Genomic DNA, 20,296 nt, shown 5'->3' with positions numbered 1-20,296 from the left:
TCGCGTGGCCGAATTATGGTCCAGACAGAAGCCTTGTGGTGAAGCGGCGGTCCGCATCGGGTCAGCAGGTATAGTTCTGCCCCAGACGTCCCCCATCAACATAGATGGTTTCACCGGTAATATAGCTGGCTTTGTCCGACGCCAGAAACGCGACCGTATTGGCGATCTCAGTTGCGCTGCCCAACCGTTGCAACGGTGTGCGTGACATGGCGATCTTCATGGCTTGCGGGTCGGCGTTGACGCCCGCCATCATCTCGGTATCGATTGACCCGGGGCCAACCGCGTTCACCCGGATACCATGCGGCGCCAGCGCCAGCGACGCCGATTTGGTCAGTTGGTTCACCCCGCCTTTGGATGCGCAATAAGCCGGAATCGTCGGAATCGCCACCACCGCATTGATCGAAGACATGTTGATGATGGCCCCCTTGAGGCCCTTATCGACCATGGTGCGGGCCGCCCGCTGCGTGGCAAGAAACACGCCAACCACATTCACATCCAGCACTTTGCGAAAATCGTCCGGGCTATAGTCCAGGAAACGACCCGGCAGTGCGATCCCGGCATTGTTGACCAAGGTATGAACCGGACCAACCTCGGTTTCGATCTGGTCAAACAGCGCCGTGATCTGATCACCGTCGCTCATGTCACAGGCAATCGCCACGGCGGTCCCGCCCAGAGTTTCGGCGGCCTTGGCAACACCTTCGGCATTCACATCCGACAACACGACGCGAAAGCCGTCGTCAGCCAGCGCCTTGGCGCAGGCATAGCCGATGCCCTGAGCCGCCCCGGTCACAAGCGCAATCTTCTGAGTCATTTTCGACTTCCCTCAATCTAGAGCCACCAGAAAGATTGAAGCACACTCCAATTTGCGCCAGTTATCAATATGCATCCTTCACATATCAACGGGGACACCTCTGATGCCCAAACTGAATACCTCGGTCAAAGACATGGTCGCTACCGCACGCGCCCGCATCGAAGAAGTGGAAACACCTGACGCCATCGCCATGGTCGGTGACCCAAACGTGGTCATCGTCGATCTGCGTGACGTGCGCGAACGTCAGCGGACAGGGTTCATCCCCGGCAGTTTTCACTGCCCGCGCGGCATGCTCGAATTCTGGGTCGATCCGCAAAGCCCCTATTACAAAGACGTCTTTGGCCAGGACAAAAGGTTCGTCTTCCATTGCGCCAGCGGCTGGCGGTCGGCGTTGTCGGTGGCCTTGCTGCAAGACATGGGGTTTGACGCCGCACATCTGAAGGAAGGGTTTTCAACCTGGGAAAAGCAGGGCGGCCCGGTCGAACACGCGGCACCGAAAAACGGCTAAACAGCCGTTACATCACCTTCGACGTGTCTCGCAACGCTTGCAAAACCGCCAGTCCTGCAGGCGACAATTGACCCTGTTGGCGATACGAAACGCCAACGGGCCCCTCGCCAAAGGGCACCGACCAGTCAAGCCGCTGCAAGGCCCCGCCAGAGATATCCTGCGCCGCCACATGCGCAGGCATCACCCCGATAAAGTTCCGCGATTGCAGAAGACGCCTGTTGGTCAGATAAGACACGGATTCCAGGGCTGATGGCGGCACGTATTGGTCCTGCGCCAGAAAGAACCGGTCAATCTCACGGCGCAGGCTGGTTTCGGTTGGAGGTAAAATCCAGCCAAAAGGCTGCAGCATCTGAAACGAGACATCCAAGACACCAACCAGCGGATGATCCGGTCCGACAACCGCAACAATGCGTTCGTCAAACAGCTTTTCCTGCACAAGATTGCTGCGATGCCGATGCGTCGAGAGCCGCCCGACCACAAGGTCGATGTCGCCTGCGTGCAGATCCGGCATCAGCACGTCGTTGGTGCCTTCGACAACCTTGATCGCAATCCGGGGCCGGTCTGTCAGTACACGTTCAATGGCCATCGGCAGCAACCGGGATGACGCAGCCAGCAATGTGCCAATCACCACCCGCCCGCTGTTGCCCTCGACCAGATCGTCCAGTTCCTGTGCTGCATTCGACACTTGGGCAAAGATCAGTTTGCCATGCCGGATCAGCGCGTCACCAAACGCCGTCGGGATCACGCCGCGATTGGTGCGTTCAAACAACTGAACCTCGAAATCAAGCTCAAGATCCTTGATCATCTTGGTCGCCGCCGGTTGCGACACGTTCATCTCACGCGCCGCGTTCTGGATATTTCCGTGATCGCCTACCGCCACCAGCAACCGAAGCTGCTTGAACTTCAGCCGCGTGATGACCCGGTCGATGATACGCGTATGTCTGGACGGGACAGTCACGGCGCTAGAACCGCATCGGGCTGACGATCTGTTCAACCGTGCTGATAACACTCATCGCAGCCAGCGCCGAACTGCGCGGGTTTCCCGGCAGCGCCTGCCCGGCGATGCGAATGTCAAACCTGCCAAAATCACCCGTCGCCTGAACCTCATGGATATTCGCAGACACCCCGGGATCCGCGATCAATTCCACCTGCGTTCTGTCAAACCCGATCCCGGCCAAAGCCACCGCAGCGGCGACATTGGCGTTTTTGGGATACGCCAACGCGGCCTGCCGCGCGGATCCGGTGAAATGCGTCTCGGGCCGATCCGTGATGGCAGCCAGATCAAGCAGATCTTCAGCCCGCGATCCGACCCACCCCTTGGGTGGTTTGCGCCCGACATAGCGAACAGACGTCAGGGTTCCGGCATTCGCCGCCCGCAAAACATCCAGACCGCCAATCGCTCCGCTAGCCAGATGCAGAGTTGCCCCGCCCTCACCTGCGGCCTGAAGCAATTCGTCTGCCACCTGCTGATCCGCCATTGCCCCAATCGAAACGGTGACCAGATCCCGACCAGATCGCAAAAGACCGGGCCCGTGATCGCGCAATGCGACATGACCCGCGCAGTCGATCATCAGATCAAGATCCGCCGGCAGGTCGGATATGGCCGCCACACGCGGCACCGATTGCTCAGCATCAGGTTCGGCCACTCTTTCGGGCCTTAGAAGAAGCGCGCCCAACTGATGCCCTCGCTGTTCCAACCCGTGCCGCACATACGTCGCGATAGCACCATTTCCGATCAGACCAAATTTCATACGCTCCCCCCCTTGAGCCAAGGTATCAACAACCAAAACCGCCACTGGTATTCCCCTGTGTTATATCTGGATGCGGTGTTTCGGGTTGGATTTCAACTCAAACCTTGATCATGTAACGGCAGTGCAGGCGTCAGGCAGGTCATCAGTGGTGCGACGGAAACAGGGTCACATGGGGACATCCCCTGCCAAGCGGGAAGACCGGGTTCTTGTCACAGGCAAGGGCTGTTTTACCGATGATGTCGCCCTAACCGATCCCTTGCACATCTGCTTTGTCCGCAGCCCCGTGGCGACCGGTGACATCAGCCATGTCGATTGCACCGATGCGCAGCACCAGCCCGGTGTCGTGGCGGTGCACACAGGCGTCGACGTCGCGCATCTGGGAAACTTGTCGGTGAACCCGGTCATCCCGGTCGATACCGTGCCCGACTTCCCGGTTCTGGCCCACAAGACGATACGCGCGACAGGTCAGCCGGTTGCAGCGGTTCTGGCCGACACGCGGGATCTGGCACAGGATGGCGCCGATCTGGTCGACCTTAGCATCGATGATCAAACCGCACGCGACGTTCTGGTCGCCAGCCAATGCTGGAGCACCGGCGATTTTGACACCGCAATCGCCACGGCTGCACATGTGGTCACCTGTTCGATCCGCCATCCCCGTCTGGCCCCCTCGCCCATGGAGCCGCGCGCCATCGCGGTGGCCTATGCCCCGGACACAGATACAGTCACGGTGTGGCATTCGACCCAGACTCCCCACCGGACCCGGTCCGAGCTGGCCGCGATCCTGAACGTCAACGCAGATCGTATCCGGGTGATCGCGCCCCATGTCGGCGGGGCCTTCGGTATGAAAGCGTCGCTGTACCCAGAAGACGTATTTGCGGTCTGGGCGGCGTTCCGGCACAAACGGGACGTGAAATGGACGGCCTCTCGTTCCGAAGAGTTCCTGTCGGCCACACATGGTCGGGGCGTTGTCAGCCATGGAACCCTGGCAGTCGATAACACCGGGGCCATTCTTGCCCTGAAAGCGGATATACACGCCCCGCTGGGGGCCTGGGTCCCCAATAGTGGGCTGGTCACTGCCTGGAACGCAGCACGGGTTTTACCATCCGGCTATCGCGTTGCGTCTTTGGAGATCTCGACCAGAGCCATTCAGACAAATCATGCCCCAACCGGAATTTACCGCGGCGCAGGCCGCCCAGAAGCCAATTGCCTGATGGAACGGCTGGTGGACAAAGCCGCCCGGGCAGTGGCGCAGGATCCCGTCGCGTTCCGGTGCGCCAACTTGCACAGCGCCACCGATCTGCCGCATGACACGGCCACTGGCAACACTTTGGATTCAGGCGATTATGCCCGGGCGCTGACCCTGCTGCGGGACAAGGCTGACTATGCCGCGCAAACAGCTGAACGTGACCGGCGACAGGCCGCAGGTGAGCTGGCGGGTCTTGGCATTGCCTTTTATGTCGAACCGTCCGGCAGCGGCTGGGAAAGCGCGACTGTCACGCTGCACGAAACAGGCGCTGTGACAGTTGCCAGCGGCAGTTCTTCGCAAGGGCACGGGCGCGAAACCGCCTTTGCCCAGATCGCCGCCGATGCCCTGGATGTTGACATGAATCAGGTCGCCGTCCGGTTTGGCGATACGGCAACCGCGCCCGAAGGCATCGGCGCTTTGGCCAGCCGTTCTACCCCCATCGGCGGCAGTGCGGTGCTGGCAGCCTGCACGGACATCGCCAAACGCCGCGCAAAAGGTGAAGGTTTGCCGATAACCGCTAGTGTTTGTTACGAAAACACCGGTCAGGCCTGGGGGTATGGGGCCTATCTTGTCACCCTGTCCATCGACCGCGACACCGGTGTGCCAACCTTGGAGCGGATCATCTGTGTGGATGACACCGGAACCATCGTGAACCCGCAACTGGTCAAGGGCCAGATCCTTGGCGGTATCGCGCAAGGGATCGGTGAGGCGATGCTGGAAAACGTGGTTTATGACGCGGACGGCCAGTTGCTGACCGGGTCGTTCATGGATTACGCCATGCCCCGCGCCACAGATATGGCCCCGACCGCACTGCACAGCTTTGAAATACCAAGCCCGACCAACATTTTGGGGGCCAAGGGTGTTGGCGAAGCTGGCACAATTGGCGCGCCTGCCGCGATCCTGAATGCCGCCATCGACGCCCTCAGCCCCTTGGGCGTGACCGACTTGCAAATGCCACTCACCAGCGAAACGCTCTGGCGCGCAATCCGCACCGCCGAACCGGGACATGAACAGGGAACAGACCAATGAAATACACCAAATCCCAAGCCAAGGAATACGCCCGCGACCACATGCGCGGCATCTGGGCAGCGGCGCTGAACCCTTTCGCAGACAACGGATCGCTGGATGAAGCCGGTTTGCGCAGCAACATCCGCCACTGGATCGACGATCTGGGCATTCAGGGCCTGTTCATCGCCGGCAAGCAGGGCGAATTCTGGTCAATGTCGCTGGACGAACGCAAACGCAACATGACCCTTGCCGCGCAGGAATGCGGCGACAAGGCGGGCACGATCATGTCGATCTCGGATCAGAACGCGAATACCGTGCTTGAGCTTGGTCTGCACGCGCAGGCCTGCGGTGCGGATTACGTTGTCGTGCACGCGCCCATGCTCAGCTTCTGCCATGACCGGGACGAGGTTTTGTATAATTATTACAGCTACCTGTGCGACAGACTTGATATCGGTATCGCGATGTGGAGCCATCCTGACAGCGGGTATCTCATGCAACCTGACACCTGCGCCCGCATTGCCGACCTGCCCAACATTGTTGCAATCAAATACTCGGTCCCGCGCGAGATGTATGTCCGTCTGACCCATCTGGTCGGTGACAAGATCCAGGTCTCCACCTCGGCCGAAGATGACTGGCTGGATAACATCGAAGAGCTGGGTTGGCAGCTCTACCTCTGTTCTTCGCCGCCTTACCAATTGCAGACCACAAACGACCAGCGCATGAACGAATACACCGAACTGGCTTTTGCCGGAAAATTCGACGCCGCCCGCCGTGTCCGCGACAGCCTGACCCCGGTGCGCGAGGCGATCAAATCCACCAAGCCCGGCGGCAAACCCACGGCGCATGGCAAATACTGGCAGGATCTGTTGGGTCAGGTCGGTGGCCGCGTCCGTCACCCGATGCTGGAACTGACCGACAGCGAAAAGGCCGCCACGCGGGCGGCCTTTGAAAGCTGCGGTTTGAAACTGTAACCTAGGTGACGGCGGCGCGGTTCTGAAACCGCGCCTCTTTCCACGTCTCATTGGTCAGAATGTCTTCCAGCGCATCAACCGCCGCCATGATGTCGGCTTCACCGATGAACAACGGCGTGATGCCGAACCGCATGATATCGGGCGCGCGGAAGTCGCCGATCACGTCACGCGCGATCAACGCCTGCATGCAGGGATAGCCATGTTCGAACCGGAACGACACATGGCTGCCCCGTTCACTCGCCGCGCGCGGACCGGCAAAACGCACGCCCGGACAGCGCCGCTCGACCTCGGCGATGAACAACTCGGACAATTCCACCGACCGGGCGCGCAGTTCGTCCATGTCGACCCCATCCCAGACATCCAAAGCCGCGCTCAGCAATGAAAACGCCGCAACCGACGGTGTCCCGATCCGCATCCGTTCAATCTTGCCCGGCATCGGGCGGTAATCGGTATCAAAGGCAAACGGCGCCGCGTGCCCATACCAGCCCGACAGAACCGGTTCGACCGTCTCCAACAGACGCGGCGCAACATAGATGAACGCAGGCGCTCCGGGGCCGCCATTCAGGTACTTATAGGTACAGCCAATCGCGAAATCCGCGTCACACCCGGCCACATCCACCGGGATCGCGCCTGCCGAATGCGCCAGATCCCAGACAACAATGGCCCCGACCGCATGCGCCTTATCGATGATCGCCTTCATGTCGTGCTTGCGCCCCGTGCGGTAATCGACCTCGGTCAGCATAACCACCGCGACCTCATCCGTGATGCCCGCCATCACATCCTCGGGGTCTGGGAGACGCAGGTCATACCCGTCATCCTTCAGCTTCATCAACCCTTCGACCATGTAAAGATCGGTCGGGAAATTGCCGTTGTCCGACAAGATCACCTTGCGATCCGGCACCAGCGCCAGCCCGGCAGCCACCGCCTGAAACACCTTGATCGACAGGGTATCGCCAACCACGGTCGTGCCCGGCGCGGCCCCGATCAGCCGCCCGACCCGGTCGCCAAGCGAATTGGTCTGCATGAACCAGTTGCAGGTGTTCCACCCCTTGATCAGTTCGGTCTTCCATTCGTCATTCAGGAACCGGTTGATCGCCTCGGGCGCGGCCTTTGGCATTGGCCCCAGCGAGTTGCCGTTCAGATAGATCATCCCGTCCGGGATATCGAACATCCCGCGGGTCTTGGAAAAGTCGGTCATCCCGGCCTCATTTTGCATGAAAAGAAACCGCCCTTTGGACAGGACGGTCTGATGTGGTGTCTCTCGAAACGGACCCTACCGGAATCGCGGTCAGAGTTGAACCCAGCCCTCGGGCGCCTGCCCCTTGCCGGGATGCACTGTCCCGCAGTTCGGGCAGGTCCGGGCTTCGATATCCGCGTGAAACGCGTCATAGATCTTTGGCAGTTGCGAAACGATCCCCTCGGCCCCGTCAAGACTGACCTCGGCCCGATGCACCAGACCTTCACAGTCAAAGCAGTACCACTCAAAGCCTTCTTTCATGCCCGGCTGGCGCGGCGCTTCCACCACGATGCCAATCGACCCTTCCTGCGGCCTTTGCGGGGCGTGACGCACGTGGGGCGGCAACAGAAACACTTCGCCTTCGCGCACCGGCACATCATAGATTTTACCGCCGTCCGCGATCTTCAGCATCATGTCGCCCTTCTGCTGAAAGAACCATTCCTCGACCGGATCATCGTGGAAATCCATCCGCGTATTGGGCCCGCCAACCACCATGACGATCATGTCGCCTTCCTTGTGGAGCAACTGGTTCCCCACCGGAGGACGCAGCTTGTCGGCGTTGTCTTCCACCCATTTCTTGAAATTGAACGGCTTCAACGTCGGATGTTCAGACATGGCTTCCTCGACAGACAAGTTGCAGGACAGATGAGTTCCCGCAAAGGGTGACGTGACACTGCCCAAAAGAAAAGCCGAAACTTCGCAATCTGCTATCGACACAACGAATACCCAATCCGCCAGATCCGCCTGTCTGGTAACGCAAATGCCCTTTCGACAAGTGATGACAATCGGGATGCAACGGGTAACACTGCTGCGGTCGGGCCGGGTGCCACCGCGGCCGACTCAGTGATGCAGGGGACGATCATGCACGACCACACAGACCGCCAGATCCGGGTGACCACCAGCCATTGGGGCGCGTTTGAGGTTGTGACCGAAGGCGACCGCATCATCAAGACCCGCCCCTTTGCCCATGATCCCGAACCGACCACCCTGCCCGATATCCTGCCCCAGGCGGTGCACCACAAGAACCGGGTCGCCCGGCCCGCCATCCGGCGCGGCTGGCTGGAAAACCGCGACCGCGACGGTCGTGGAACAGATGACTTCGTCGAACTGCCCTGGGACGAAGCACTGGACATCGCCGCCGCCGAAATCGACCGTATCTGCAAGACCCACGGCAACGAAGCGATCTTTGGCGGATCTTATGGCTGGGCCTCAGCCGGTCGGTTTCACCATGCACAAAGCCAGGTGCACCGGTTCCTGAACCAGATCGGCGGCTATGTCGCGTCCTTCGGCAGCTATTCGACCGGTTGCGCGCAATCGATCATGCCACATGTTTTTGGCGAACCGTTTCTGTCCTATGTATATACCGCGCAGGACGGCTGGCAGACCATCCACGACAATACCGAAACGCTGATCATGTTCGGCGGGATCAACCCCAAGAACTCGATGGTCAGCATGGGCGGCATCACCGAACACCAGACCGCAACATGGTTTGACCGGTTCCACAGCAAAGGCATGCGCTGTATCAACATCGGCCCCCAGAAAACCGACGCCTCCCCGACCTGCGAATGGCTTCCCGTGACGCCAGCTTCGGACACGGCGCTGATGCTGGCGCTGGCCTATGTGCTGGAAACCGAAGGGCTGACTGATCACGCGTTTCTGAACCGCTACACCACCGGCTTTGACCGCTTCCGCCCCTACCTGATGGGCGACGCCGACGGCCAGCCAAAATCACCCGACTGGGCCAGCCCGCTTTGCGGCGTTCCTGCGGAAGAGATCACAGCTCTTGCCCGCCGCATGGCCTCGACCCGGACGCTGATCACGGTGTCCTGGTCGATCCAGCGCGCCGAACATGGCGAACAACCCTATTGGATGTCCGCCGTTCTGGCCGCGATGCTGGGCCAGATCGGCCTACCGGGCGGCGGTGTCGGATATGGCTATGGCGCCATCGGCGGGGTCGGAAAGCCGATGAAACCGCTGGGCGGCGTGACCTTCGATCAGGGCCGCAACCCGGTGAAAAAGATGATCCCGGTGGCCCGCATTTCCGACATGCTGCTGAACCCTGGGATGGAGTATGACTTCAACGGTCGCCGCGAACCCTATGCCGATATCCGGCTGGTCTATTGGGCCGGTGGCAACCCGTTTCACCACCATCAGGATCTGGGCCGGCTGGACGCGGCGTTCAAACGCCCCGAAACCATCATCGTCAACGAACCCTGGTGGACCGCCACCGCCCAGCGCGCCGATATCGTGTTCCCGGCCACGACGCCGTACGAACGCGAGGATATCGGACGCTCGGATCTGGATGACTACCTGTTCAACATGCCACAGCTGATCCCGCCGGTCGGCGAGGCGCGCAATGACTATGACATCTTCAGCGGCCTCGCCCAGCGCATGGGCATCGGTGACACGTTTACCGAAGGGCGCGACGCCGAAGGCTGGTTGCGCCATCTGTATGACGGATACCGGGATCGCGGCGTTGCGATGGGCATCGACGTTCCCGATTTCGACGCATTGCGCGTACAGAACTGGGTGCAGTTGCCGGTCAAATCCGACACCCCAAAAAATCTGTTCCTGCGCGACTTCCGCGCAGATCCCGAAGGCAAACCTCTGACCACGCCCTCAGGCCGGATCGAGATTTTCTCGGAAACCATCGACAGCTTTGGCTATCCCGACTGTCCCGGCCACCCGGTCTGGCTGCCGCCGCAGGAATGGAAGGGAACCGCCACACCCGACACGCCTTTGCACCTGACCTCGCCCCAACCCGGCGACAAGCTGCACAGCCAACTGGAATGCGCGCTTGCCGATGTCGAAGGCGCGCGGCCGGAATCGCTTGTGATCAACCCCACCGACGCGGCCGCGCGCGGCATCGCCTCGGGCGATCTGGTGCGCGTCTTCAACACCCGTGGAGCCGTCCGGGCCCGCGCCCTTGTGACGGATGACATCCTGACCGGAGTCGTCGCCCTGCCCACAGGCGCATGGTATGGTGCCACCGGCGACAATATCGACCCTGACGGCAACCCGAACGTTCTGACGCTGGATGTCGGCACGTCCCGGCTGGGTCAGGGGTGCAGCGCCCACACGGCGCTGGTGAATGTGGCCAGGCTTGAGTAACGCCGCCCGTCACATAGCCCGTGTCACACCGCCATCAGCGCGCAGGCTTTGCCCGGTGATAAAGCTGGAATCATCCGTCAGCAAAAACGCCGCCGCCTTGGCCTGTTCCTCGGCCCGGGCAAGACGGCCCAGCGCAGACATGTCAGCGAACTTCTGCGGCAGGTCCAGACTGTCGGTAAAGCCCGGCAACAGGCAGTTCATGCGGATGTTGGCCGGACCGTAACGATCCGAGAACAGCTTGGTAAACGAGGACACCGCGACACGATAGACGCTGGACGTCGGGAATGTCAGCGACGGTTCAAACGCCGAGAAGGTCGTGATGTTGACGATCGACCCGCCCCCCTGCGCCTCCATCACCGGTGTGACCAGCTTGGCCACACGGATCACCGGCTTCACCACCATCGCGTTGGCCTTGTCCCAATCGTCTTCTGATATCTCCAGCAGATCGCCCTTGGGCGGACCGCCGACATGGATCAGCACCGCATCGATGCGCCCATAGGTCTTCATCGTCAGATCGAACACCGCCTGAACGTCATCACCATTCTCGGCCACACCACGATGGGCGACACTGCCCAGTTCCGCCGCAAGGGCCTCACAGCTTTCCGAAGGCGACATCAGGGCCAGCTTGTAGCCACGCCCATGCATCTCCCGCGCTGTCGCAGCCCCCATGCCACGGCCACCGCCGATGATCAGGCAAACCTTGTCCGTCATGATGTCATCTCCCCTTGTGTTCGACTTGTTAAGTCAAGATCCGGCTTGTCCCGGTCCGATCACGATGGGGCCGGGCACAGAGATTGTAAAGTTACTCCGAACCTGCCACCCTGGGCCTCCTCCCACAAACCCCCGGGGTCCAACCAGCAAGCTTGCCGCACAAGACCTTGACGATGGCCCAGCCTTGCCTGTGTATGGACGCAGATTGCGACCCTTGCAGATCACCAGCCAACCGGAGACCGCCCTATGTCCCTCCCGTCAACAATGCGCGCCATGGTCACGATGGGCCACGGAGACCTTGACCAGATCGTGCTCCATGAAAACTGGCCCCGTCCCGACCCTGCCGCAGGTGAGGTTCTGGTGCGTGTTCTTGCCTGCGGGCTGAACAACACCGACGTCAACACGCGCACCGGCTGGTATTCGAAAACCGTCACCGACCGCACCACCGGAGAGGCCTTTGAGGGCGTCGGTGAAGAAGACCCGACATGGGGCGGCAAGCCGCTGACCTTCCCGCGCATTCAAGGCGCGGATGTCTGCGGTGAAATCGTCGCTGTTGGTCCCGGCGTCGATGCCAAACGAATCGGAGAGCGGATCATTTCCGATAACTGGCTGCGCGACCCGGACGATCCCCAGAACAAGGACAAGACCGGGTATTACGGATCCGAACGCGATGGCGGGTTTGCACAATTCACCACCCTGCCCGCGCAAAACGCGGTTCCGGTGGTCTCGGACTTCTCGGATGCTGAACTCGCCACGTTTTCCTGCTCGTATTCCACCGCCGAAGGCATGCTGACCCGCGCCCGCGTAACAGCCGCCGATACGGTTCTGGTGCCCGGCGCATCGGGCGGCGTCGGCGGCGCCCTCGTGCAACTGGCCAAACGCCGTGGCGCACGGGTGATCGCGCTGGCGTCCGAGGCAAAGCACCCGGACGTTGCCAAACTTGGTCCCGACCGTATCCTGCCTCGCGCGCCCGAAGATCTGCGCAAGGCACTGGGGGATGAGAAAATCACCGTTGTCGCCGATGTGGTGGGCGGCGACGACTGGCCTAACCTGATCGACAGCCTCGAACGTGGCGGGCGCTATACCTGTTCGGGTGCGATTGCCGGACCAATGGTCAACTTCGACCTGCGCACGTTTTATCTGCGCGACCTGACCTTCACCGGCTCGACCGTCATCGACCCCGAGGTGATGCAAAACCTTGTCCGCTATATCGAGGCAGGCGAGATCAAGCCGGCGCTGGCAGCCACCTATCCGCTAAGCGAGCTTCACGCCGCGCAGGCCAGCTTTATCGCCAAACAGCATACGGGAAACATCGTCGTTGTGCCGTGACGCCATATCAGCCCGCCAGCAGTTTCGCATTCCCACCCGCTGCTGTCGTATCGATACACAGGTGCCGCTCATGCGCCACATGCCCCAGATCCGGCATATCGGCAATCAGGGGCAGAATGGCCCCTGAGCGGGCCGCCAGCGCCTGCGCATAGGGCCTTGCATCATCCCCCCACCAGATGGCTCCCTTGATCCCCTTAAGATCCGACAGCGCCGCCGGGCGAAGCCGGCCTTCGACACCAATCGCAACACCGCCCAGCGCCTGGACTTGTGCGATCTGAGCGCGCATCGCCGCGTCGCCCGGCCCCATGCACAGGATCGGACCCCGGGCCAGAGTGGTCAGAGTGTTTGCCTCGCCTGTCGGGCCCGGCAATTCGATCTGCGACAGCCGACCCGGAAGTGACACCTGCGCAATCCGCGCCTCAAGCCCGGCCAGATCGCATCGCTCTTGCCACGCCCCGGCCGCCCCCCCCGGTTGTGAAGCCGCAAACCGGCTCAGATACAGCGGCCCGCCCGCCTTGGGACCTGTGCCCGACAACCCTTCTCCGCCAAACGGCTGACTGCCCACCACCGCGCCAATCTGGTTGCGGTTCACATAGATGTTGCCTGCATGGATACCGTCGGCAATCTCTTGCACGCGGTTGTCAATCCGCGTGTGCAGACCAAAGGTCAGACCAAAGCCCGTCGCATTCACCGCCCCGATGACCTTGTCGATCTCGGTGCCCCTGAACGTCGCAACATGCAAAACCGGCCCAAACACCTCGCGTTCCAGCGCTTCGATCCCCGGCACCGCGATCAGGGTCGGCGCAATGAACGTCCCAGCATCAGGCGCTGCCACCTGATGCAGGATCTTCCTGCGCGCCCGCGCAGTTTCAATGTATCCGGCAATCCCCGCCCGCGCGTCCCCGTCGATGACCGGGCCCACATCAGTGGACAAACGCCACGGGTCCCCCACAGACAGCTCATCCATCGCCCCCCGGATCATATCGATCAAATGCGGCGCAACATCCTCCTGCACATACAGGCACCGCAAAGCCGAACACCGTTGCCCCGCCGACTGGAAAGCCGAGGCCACGATATCGCGCACCGCCTGTTCCGGCAGCGCTGTCGAATCCACGATCATCGCATTCAGCCCGCCAGTTTCCGCAATCAGCGGAGCCGAGGGCGACATGTGATCTGCCATGGCCCGCCGGATGACCAGCGCCGTCTCGGTCGATCCCGTGAACACAACACCCGACACCCGCGCATCCGACGTCAGCGCCGCACCCACCGTGCCGCCCCGACCGGTCAGCAATTGCAACGCCGACACCGGCACACCGGCCTCATGCAACAACCTGACAGCAATGGCCGAAATGATCGGAGTCTGCTCGGCCGGTTTGGCAAGCACAGCATTTCCCGCGGCCAGTGTCGCCGCGATCTGGCCAGTAAAAATCGCCAGCGGAAAGTTCCATGGCGAAATCGCCACAAACGTGCCGCGCGGCTGAGGTTTCGACCGCTCGGCCTCATCCGCATAATAGCGCAGGAAATCGACGGCCTCGCGAAGTTCCCCCACCGCATCCGGCAACGTCTTGCCCGCTTCACGCGCAAGGGCTGCAAAGATCACGCCAAAGTTCGCTTCATACAGATCCGCCGCCCGACGCAACACTGCTGCCCGGTCGCCAACATCGGCTCCCCAAACCTGCGCGTCGCCAATCGCTTGGCGCGCGGTGTCGGCATCGGCCTCGGTCACATGTCCGACGATTGCACCCGTCGCGGGGTTGCGAACCGGACCTGTCTTGCCGCTGGCAGGGCTTACCGTGATCGGGGCCGCATCCGGCAATGCCACATCCCGGGCCATATCGATCTGAACAAGCGTGGCTTCATCGCTCAGATCGAAACCTTTCGAATTAACACGCCCCGCCCCGAAGATCGCAGCAGGCGCATGCAACCCCGATGGCGCCGAAGCCGTGGCAAGCGCATCAAACGGATCTTGTGCAACTTCCTCTGGCGATACGCTTTCATCGACGATCTGATGCACAAAGGATGAATTTGCCCCGTTCTCCAGCAACCGCCGGACCAGATACGCCAACAGATCACGATGCGCGCCCACCGGCGCATAAATCCGGCACCGGCCATTGGTATCAGCCAGAACGATGTCGTGCAGACGTTCCCCCATGCCATGCAAGCGCTGAAATTCAAACCGACGACCCCCGGCGATCTCCAGAATGGCCGCAACCGTATGCGCATTATGCGTGGCAAACTGCGGATAAATCCGGTCGGAACAATCCAGCAGCTTTCTGGCATTGGCGATATAGCTGACGTCCGTCGCCGTCTTTGACGTGAACAGCGTGAAATCCGATAACCCTTCGACCTGAGCAAGCTTGATCTCGGTGTCCCAATACGCGCCCTTGACCAGCCGCACCATGATCCGCCGATCCAATCGCGTCGCCAGCCCATGCAGCCAGTCAATGACCAACCCGGCCCGCTTGCCATAGGCCTGTACGACAACACCAAACCCGTCCCACCCGGCCAACTCAGGGTCAGACAAAACAGCCTCAATGACCTTCAGCGACAGCACCAGACGATCCTGTTCCTCGGCATCAACATTCAGCCCCATCCCCGACGCCTTGGCCTGACGCGCCAGATCACGCACCACCGGGACGATCTCGGCCATCACCCGGTCTTCCTGCGCCACTTCATAGCGCGGGTGCAGCGCCGACAGCTTGATCGAAATCCCTGGGTTCGCTTCTACGGATCCGTGGGTACAGCCCCTGGCAATCGCCTTAATCGCATCCGCATACGATCTGGCATACCGATCCGCGTCAGCGCGCGTCATCGCCGCCTCGCCCAGCATGTCATAGCTATAGGTATATCCCTTGGCTTCCATGCCCGCCGCCCGGTCCATAGCCTTGCGAATGGTTTCGCCCAAGACAAACTGGCGTCCCATCTCTTTCATCGCCCGGCTCACCGCCGCGCGGATCACCGGCTCGCCCAGCCGCTTGACCGCGCCGCGCAGCAACCCGGCCACTCCCGGCGGCGTGTCGTCCAACACTCGGCCAGTCAACATCAGCGCCCAGGTCGACGCATTGACCAAAGACGACGATGCTTCGCCCAGATGCCGCCCCCAGTCTGATGGCGCAATCTTATCCTCGATCAACGCATCAATGGTGTCCGTATCCGGCACCCGTAACATCGCCTCGGCCAGACACATCAGCGCCACACCCTCGCGGGTCGACAACCCGTACTCGGCCAGAAAATGCTCCATCAGACTGGGGTTCGCCTCGGTCCTTATCCGCGCAACCAGCGTCGCCGCACGGGCCGACATCCGTTTTCTGACCTCAGCGTCCAGATCGGCCTCGGCCACCAGCGTCTTCAGGATCTCGCCCTCAGGCGCAAATTTGGCGTCAGGCGTAAAGCGGTCAAACGAAAGCGTGGCCATTTCTCACGGTATCCATCATGTCAGAGGTCTCATTCGATCATTTTATCTAACTAAGGCTGGTCCGTGCGCCCAAAACTTGGCAAATTGATAGTGCAAACGTCCAAATTTCTGGAGTTCTTCAGGCCATGCGCGTACAAATTGATGATATCGACCGAAAAATCCTCGCCGAACTGACCAGCAACGCCCGTGTGGCGATCTCGGAACTCGCGCGCCGTGTTGGTTTGTCAAAGACACCCGTGGCCGCCCGCATCCGCCAAATGGAAGACACGGGCCTGATCACCGGGTACCGGGCGATCCTGTCGCCGCTGAAACTTGGTCTCAGCCATGTCACCTATGTCCAGATCCGATTGGACGACACGCGGGAAAAATCGCTGACCGCTTTCAATGCGGCTGTGCGCCAGATCCCCGAGATCGAAGAATGCTATATGATCGCAGGCGGGTTTGATTACCTGTTGAAAGTGCGCTCCCATGATATCTCGGATTACAGACGCATCATGGGTGAAACACTGTCGACGCTGCCGCATGTCAGCTCGACGTCAAGTTTCGTTGCGATGGAAGCCGTGATCGAAGACACGGCCATGCCGCTTTGACGCTTTCACTAAGCCGAGAGAGAGAGAATGGGGGCCAGCCCCCTCTGGCCTTTGGCCATTCACCCCCGGGGTTTTTATAAACAAGAAAGAAGCAGCAAATTGGCTATGCTTCTTTCTTGTTCCAAAATACCCAAGGGAGTTTGAGGGACAGCGTCCCTCATCCAAAGTATCGCATGCGCCGCAGGCGCACCTTAGAACAGCGCTCGGCTCAGAAGACTTTGAACGTCATCGTCGTCAAAGACCGCTCTATCCCGTCGATGATCAGCAGATGGTCGTTGATGTACTTCCCAACATCTTCTCCGTCCGGAATGTACAACTTCATCAACAGGTCGAAGTCACCACTCGTGGAATAGAGTTCTGAATGAATTTCGTGCAATGCAATCTCTTCGGCGACCTTATAGGTGGTGCCGGGTTTGCAGCGGATCTGGACGAACACGCAGGTGGTCATTGTTTGGGGTTCCCGATGTCTTTTCACGCAGGCTGTCACAACCGGACCGGGCGCGCAATCCCGCAACCGCCTGGGCAGATCTGCAACGCGCCTGCATGCGAACGGCACAGCGGCTTGGCCTTGACGCAGTGCCCGCCTATAAGGGCGGCGACAAAGGATCGGACAAGATGCGACAGGCCCAGATTACCCGCAAGACGGCAGAGACCGACATTTCGGTAACCATCAACCTTGATGGCTCCGGGATCTATGACAACCGGACCGGTGTCGGGTTCTTTGATCACATGCTGGACCAACTGGCCCGGCACTCGCTGATCGACATGACGATTCGTGCGACCGGTGATTATCACATCGATGATCACCACACCGTCGAAGACACCGGCATTGCGCTGGGTCAGGCGCTGACGGCCGCCCTTGGCGACAAAAAGGGTATTCGGCGCTATGGCGAATGTCATCTGCCGATGGACGACGCCCAGGTGCGTTGCGCACTGGACCTGTCTGCCCGCCCGTTCCTGATCTGGAACGTCGATCTGCCAACCCAAAAGATCGGCGCGTTCGACACCGAACTGGTGCGCGAATTCTTTCAGGCCTTCGCGACTCATGGCGGCATCACGCTGCACGTCGATCAGATCCACGGCTTCAACAGCCACCACATTGCCGAGGCCGCCTTCAAGGCCGTCGCCCGCGCATTAAGGCTGGCGGTCGAAACCGACCCGCGCAAAGCCGATGCGATCCCGTCGACCAAAGGCGCGCTCTGAGATGCTGACAGCGATCATCGATTACGAAAGCGGCAATCTGCATTCGGCTGAAAAAGCGTTCCAACGCATGGCCCGCGAGGTGGATGGTGGCACCGTTGTGGTCACAGGCGACGCGGACGTCGTGGCGAAAGCCGACCGGGTGGTCCTGCCCGGCGACGGCGCCTTTCCGGCCTGTTCAGCCGCGTTGCGCGGTCATTCCGGCCTGTTCGACGCGCTTGTCGAAGCGGTCGAAACCCGCGGTCGCCCCTTTCTGGGCATCTGTGTCGGCATGCAGCTGATGGCCAGCTGGGGGCGCGAGTACGAAGACACCCGAGGGCTTGACTGGGTCGATGGCGAGGTTGTCAAAATCATCCCGAACGATCCTGCGATGAAAGTCCCGCACATGGGCTGGAATGATCTGGTGATCGACCATGATCACCCGGTGTTCGACGGAGTGAAAACCGGCGATCACGCCTATTTCGTGCACTCCTACCAGTTCCACGTGATCAACCCTGATGACCGGCTGGCGCATGTCGATTATGGCGGCGACGTCACCGCGATCATCGGCAAAGGCACAATGCTGGGGATGCAGTTCCATCCCGAAAAAAGCCAAAGCACCGGGCTCCGGCTGATTGGAAACTTCCTGAAGTGGGCGCCCTAGATCAGGCCTAGTCCACCCGCTTCCACGTTTGCTTCTGGCAAAGCGGCGTGCCTTCAATACACGCTTTCAGTTGAAGCTTTCCGTTTTTCTTCAAGCGAACCGTCGCCGGATAGGTTTTACCGTTGCTGGGGCGCCAGAGGGTCCCTGCATATGCCCCTTTCCCATCCGGAACAAAGTCAACCAACATCGTTTTACCGATGTTGGGGGATGTGTATTCGCCGTTAAACCCAAAGGCCCGCGTCATCTTTCCGCACAGCGCCGCCCCGCACGGGGCGATGTGCACATGCACATAGGCTTTGGATGACGCCAGTCCACTGGTGCCCGTATCCATCCCGGTTTTCCAGGTTCCTTCAAGGGGATCAGCTGCAACCGGACCTGCAATCCCGGTCAGACTGAGGGCCAGCAGCCCCCAGAAAACTGACCTGAGCGGCCCGAAACGGCCCCCAAAAATATGCGCCCGCATTGGGAATGAACCCCTAGTTGACCCGCTTCCAGTTCTGTCCCCGGCAGATCATCCCGCCAGCAACACAGCCTTTGACCTCCAGCGTACTGCCGCTGAGGCTCATTTTGGATTTATAGGTCTTGCCGCTGTCCGGAGCCCAGATCTTGCCGCCGCCATAAGCGCCGCCGCCCTCCGCATTCATATCCCAGAGCAGCTTTTTGCCCAGATGTTCATAGTCCGGCGACCCTGCGCCATCCGCATCATAGGCCGAAACGATGGTGCCGCAAATCGCACTGCCACAAGCCGCGATTGACACGTGAAGATATCCGCCATCTTCACCTTCGGCTGTTTTCCATGTGCCATCGACCGGATCGGCCAACGCCGCGCCCGCAAGGCCCAATCCAAGGGCCGCGCCGATAATATAATGTTTCATGACTTGTTCTCCCTATTTTGCACACACCTTGAAGCGCTCTGACGACTCGATCAAGGTTGACTTGAGGTCGCGTTGCATTTCCGGCCCGGCCCATGCAAAAGACCGCGACCGAACCAGCAAAAGGCCGCGCCCCATGATCCTTTATCCTGCCATCGATTTGAAAGACGGCCAGGCCGTGCGCCTGCTGCGCGGCGAAATGGAAAAAGCCACCGTGTTCAACGACGACCCCGCAGCCCAAGCCCGCGCCTTTGTCGAGGCTGGTTGCGAATGGCTGCATCTGGTTGACCTGAACGGCGCGTTTGCCGGCGAACCCGTCAATGCCGCCCCGGTCGAGGCGATCCTGGCCGCCTGCCCTGTTCCCGCCCAGCTGGGCGGCGGCATCCGCGATATGAACACCATCGCCACCTGGATCGAAAAGGGCCTCGCCCGTGTGATCCTTGGCACCGTGGCCGTCGAAAACCCCGATCTTGTGCGCGAAGCCGCGCATGAATTTCCCGGCAAGGTTGCCGTCGGTATCGATGCCCGCGGTGGCAAGGTCGCGACCAAAGGCTGGGCCGAAGAAACCAATGTTGATGCCACTGATCTGGCAAAATCGTTTGAAGACGCTGGCGTGGCGGCGATCATCTACACCGACATCAACCGTGACGGGGCCATGCAGGGCCCGAACGTCGAGGCCACAGCAGCGCTGGCCCGCGCCGTGTCGATCCCGGTGATTGCCAGCGGCGGCGTGTCTTCGCTGGACGACCTGATTGCCCTGCGCGACTGCGGCGTGGCGCTGGACGGCGCGATCTCGGGGCGCGCGCTTTATGACGGGGCGCTGGATCTGGTTCAGGCCCTCAAAACGCTCAAGGCGTGACAGCCGGTCTCATGTCCAGACCATCCCGACGGTG

General features: G+C 60.8%; 19 protein-coding genes. 9 read left to right on the top strand and 10 right to left on the bottom strand.

From position 1 onward, the window contains the following. Nucleotides 1–61 precede the first annotated feature (61 nt). Nucleotides 62–811: an SDR family NAD(P)-dependent oxidoreductase gene (locus FOY56_RS05860; protein ID WP_146344880.1), complete on the bottom strand. Its 750-nt coding sequence runs from the start codon at nt 809–811 to the stop codon at nt 62–64. A gap of 103 nt (nt 812–914) precedes the next feature. Between FOY56_RS05860 and FOY56_RS05855 the strand changes: the two genes are divergently transcribed. Then, complete coding sequence (locus FOY56_RS05855; RefSeq protein WP_146344879.1) at nt 915–1,319, top strand: rhodanese-like domain-containing protein; 405 nt, start codon at nt 915–917, stop codon at nt 1,317–1,319. Between the two features lie 7 nt (nt 1,320–1,326). On the opposite strand, the gene FOY56_RS05850 is transcribed toward FOY56_RS05855, so the two are convergent. Further along, nucleotides 1,327–2,277, bottom strand: coding sequence for a LysR substrate-binding domain-containing protein (locus FOY56_RS05850; RefSeq protein ID WP_146344878.1), 951 nt, complete (start codon nt 2,275–2,277; stop codon nt 1,327–1,329). A gap of 4 nt (nt 2,278–2,281) precedes the next feature. After that, entirely contained in the window at nt 2,282–3,070 is a 789-nt protein-coding gene (locus FOY56_RS05845) for an aspartate dehydrogenase (RefSeq protein ID WP_146344877.1), read from the bottom strand. A gap of 169 nt (nt 3,071–3,239) precedes the next feature. On the opposite strand from FOY56_RS05845, the gene FOY56_RS05840 reads away from it, so the two are divergent. Further along, nucleotides 3,240–5,345, top strand: a complete 2,106-nt coding sequence (locus tag FOY56_RS05840) for a xanthine dehydrogenase family protein molybdopterin-binding subunit (RefSeq protein ID WP_146344876.1) — start codon at nt 3,240–3,242, stop codon at nt 5,343–5,345. Beyond that, a complete protein-coding gene (locus FOY56_RS05835; RefSeq protein ID WP_146344875.1) occupies nt 5,342–6,295 on the top strand; it encodes a dihydrodipicolinate synthase family protein in 954 nt (317 codons plus the stop codon). The genes FOY56_RS05840 and FOY56_RS05835 overlap by 4 nt, the downstream gene beginning before the upstream one ends. 1 nt (nt 6,296) lies before the next feature. Here FOY56_RS05835 and kynU read toward each other — a convergent pair whose 3' ends face one another. Then, on the bottom strand, nt 6,297–7,493 hold the full coding sequence (kynU, locus tag FOY56_RS05830; protein WP_146344874.1) for a kynureninase: 1,197 nt from the start codon (nt 7,491–7,493) through the stop codon (nt 6,297–6,299). Between the two features lie 90 nt (nt 7,494–7,583). Beyond that, nucleotides 7,584–8,147 carry a 3-hydroxyanthranilate 3,4-dioxygenase gene (locus tag FOY56_RS05825; protein ID WP_146344873.1) on the bottom strand — a complete coding sequence of 188 codons (564 nt, stop codon included), beginning with the start codon at nt 8,145–8,147 and terminating at the stop codon, nt 7,584–7,586. A gap of 246 nt (nt 8,148–8,393) precedes the next feature. Between FOY56_RS05825 and FOY56_RS05820 the strand changes: the two genes are divergently transcribed. Next, on the top strand, nt 8,394–10,643 hold the full coding sequence (locus tag FOY56_RS05820; RefSeq protein WP_186766250.1) for a molybdopterin-dependent oxidoreductase: 2,250 nt from the start codon (nt 8,394–8,396) through the stop codon (nt 10,641–10,643). 9 nt (nt 10,644–10,652) lie between these two features. Here the strand turns inward: FOY56_RS05820 and FOY56_RS05815 are convergent, their stop codons facing one another. Beyond that, the gene (locus FOY56_RS05815) at nt 10,653–11,354 is read right to left on the bottom strand and encodes an SDR family oxidoreductase (RefSeq protein WP_146344872.1); all 702 of its coding nucleotides are present in this window, start codon (nt 11,352–11,354) and stop codon (nt 10,653–10,655) included. A 246-nt stretch (nt 11,355–11,600) separates the two neighbouring features. Here FOY56_RS05815 and FOY56_RS05810 point away from each other — a divergent pair, with 246 nt between their 5' ends. After that, a complete protein-coding gene (locus tag FOY56_RS05810; RefSeq protein WP_246139425.1) occupies nt 11,601–12,683 on the top strand; it encodes an alcohol dehydrogenase family protein in 1,083 nt (360 codons plus the stop codon). Nucleotides 12,684–12,690: 7 nt separating this feature from the next. Here FOY56_RS05810 and putA read toward each other — a convergent pair whose 3' ends face one another. Next, nucleotides 12,691–16,098, bottom strand: a complete 3,408-nt coding sequence (putA, locus tag FOY56_RS05805) for a bifunctional proline dehydrogenase/L-glutamate gamma-semialdehyde dehydrogenase PutA (protein WP_146344871.1) — start codon at nt 16,096–16,098, stop codon at nt 12,691–12,693. Between the two features lie 125 nt (nt 16,099–16,223). Here putA and FOY56_RS05800 point away from each other — a divergent pair, with 125 nt between their 5' ends. Next, complete coding sequence (locus FOY56_RS05800) at nt 16,224–16,688, top strand: Lrp/AsnC family transcriptional regulator (protein ID WP_146344870.1); 465 nt, start codon at nt 16,224–16,226, stop codon at nt 16,686–16,688. Nucleotides 16,689–16,896: 208 nt separating this feature from the next. Here FOY56_RS05800 and FOY56_RS05795 read toward each other — a convergent pair whose 3' ends face one another. After that, the gene (locus tag FOY56_RS05795; protein ID WP_146344869.1) at nt 16,897–17,136 is read right to left on the bottom strand and encodes an Lrp/AsnC family transcriptional regulator; all 240 of its coding nucleotides are present in this window, start codon (nt 17,134–17,136) and stop codon (nt 16,897–16,899) included. 167 nt (nt 17,137–17,303) lie between these two features. Between FOY56_RS05795 and hisB the strand changes: the two genes are divergently transcribed. Continuing rightward, nucleotides 17,304–17,891, top strand: a complete 588-nt coding sequence (hisB, locus tag FOY56_RS05790; RefSeq protein WP_146345148.1) for an imidazoleglycerol-phosphate dehydratase HisB — start codon at nt 17,304–17,306, stop codon at nt 17,889–17,891. A 1-nt stretch (nt 17,892) separates the two neighbouring features. Then, nucleotides 17,893–18,531 (top strand): imidazole glycerol phosphate synthase subunit HisH, encoded by a 639-nt coding sequence (gene hisH, locus FOY56_RS05785; RefSeq protein ID WP_146344868.1) that lies wholly within the window; start codon nt 17,893–17,895, stop codon nt 18,529–18,531. Between the two features lie 7 nt (nt 18,532–18,538). On the opposite strand, the gene FOY56_RS05780 is transcribed toward hisH, so the two are convergent. Both FOY56_RS05780 and FOY56_RS05775 read right to left on the bottom strand, forming a co-directional pair. Further along, a complete protein-coding gene (locus tag FOY56_RS05780; RefSeq protein ID WP_281288803.1) occupies nt 18,539–18,913 on the bottom strand; it encodes a DUF2147 domain-containing protein in 375 nt (124 codons plus the stop codon). A gap of 94 nt (nt 18,914–19,007) precedes the next feature. Continuing rightward, nucleotides 19,008–19,406 (bottom strand): DUF2147 domain-containing protein, encoded by a 399-nt coding sequence (locus tag FOY56_RS05775; protein WP_146344866.1) that lies wholly within the window; start codon nt 19,404–19,406, stop codon nt 19,008–19,010. A 133-nt stretch (nt 19,407–19,539) separates the two neighbouring features. On the opposite strand from FOY56_RS05775, the gene hisA reads away from it, so the two are divergent. Then, nucleotides 19,540–20,262, top strand: coding sequence for a 1-(5-phosphoribosyl)-5-[(5-phosphoribosylamino)methylideneamino]imidazole-4-carboxamide isomerase (gene hisA / locus FOY56_RS05770; RefSeq protein WP_146344865.1), 723 nt, complete (start codon nt 19,540–19,542; stop codon nt 20,260–20,262). Nucleotides 20,263–20,296: the final 34 nt, after the last annotated feature.

The organism is Falsiphaeobacter marinintestinus (genome assembly GCF_007923355.1).
In the GTDB taxonomy this organism is placed as follows: domain Bacteria; phylum Pseudomonadota; class Alphaproteobacteria; order Rhodobacterales; family Rhodobacteraceae; genus Phaeobacter_A; species Phaeobacter_A marinintestinus.
The sequence above is the reverse complement of the archived record's forward strand: the minus strand, read 5'-3'. Positions and strand labels throughout refer to the sequence as shown.

Coding starts and splice junctions, on each gene's coding strand:
- FOY56_RS05860 (WP_146344880.1), bottom strand. CDS start 811: ATGACTCAGAAGATTGCGCTTGTGACCGGGGCGGCTCAGGGCATCGGC.
- FOY56_RS05855 (WP_146344879.1), top strand. CDS start 915: ATGCCCAAACTGAATACCTCGGTCAAAGACATGGTCGCTACCGCACGC.
- FOY56_RS05845 (WP_146344877.1), bottom strand. CDS start 3,070: ATGAAATTTGGTCTGATCGGAAATGGTGCTATCGCGACGTATGTGCGG.
- FOY56_RS05840 (WP_146344876.1), top strand. CDS start 3,240: ATGGGGACATCCCCTGCCAAGCGGGAAGACCGGGTTCTTGTCACAGGC.
- FOY56_RS05835 (WP_146344875.1), top strand. CDS start 5,342: ATGAAATACACCAAATCCCAAGCCAAGGAATACGCCCGCGACCACATG.
- kynU (WP_146344874.1), bottom strand. CDS start 7,493: ATGACCGACTTTTCCAAGACCCGCGGGATGTTCGATATCCCGGACGGG.
- FOY56_RS05825 (WP_146344873.1), bottom strand. CDS start 8,147: ATGTCTGAACATCCGACGTTGAAGCCGTTCAATTTCAAGAAATGGGTG.
- FOY56_RS05820 (WP_186766250.1), top strand. CDS start 8,394: ATGCACGACCACACAGACCGCCAGATCCGGGTGACCACCAGCCATTGG.
- FOY56_RS05815 (WP_146344872.1), bottom strand. CDS start 11,354: ATGACGGACAAGGTTTGCCTGATCATCGGCGGTGGCCGTGGCATGGGG.
- FOY56_RS05810 (WP_246139425.1), top strand. CDS start 11,601: ATGTCCCTCCCGTCAACAATGCGCGCCATGGTCACGATGGGCCACGGA.
- putA (WP_146344871.1), bottom strand. CDS start 16,098: ATGGCCACGCTTTCGTTTGACCGCTTTACGCCTGACGCCAAATTTGCG.
- FOY56_RS05800 (WP_146344870.1), top strand. CDS start 16,224: ATGCGCGTACAAATTGATGATATCGACCGAAAAATCCTCGCCGAACTG.
- FOY56_RS05795 (WP_146344869.1), bottom strand. CDS start 17,136: ATGACCACCTGCGTGTTCGTCCAGATCCGCTGCAAACCCGGCACCACC.
- hisB (WP_146345148.1), top strand. CDS start 17,304: ATGCGACAGGCCCAGATTACCCGCAAGACGGCAGAGACCGACATTTCG.
- hisH (WP_146344868.1), top strand. CDS start 17,893: ATGCTGACAGCGATCATCGATTACGAAAGCGGCAATCTGCATTCGGCT.
- FOY56_RS05775 (WP_146344866.1), bottom strand. CDS start 19,406: ATGAAACATTATATTATCGGCGCGGCCCTTGGATTGGGCCTTGCGGGC.
- hisA (WP_146344865.1), top strand. CDS start 19,540: ATGATCCTTTATCCTGCCATCGATTTGAAAGACGGCCAGGCCGTGCGC.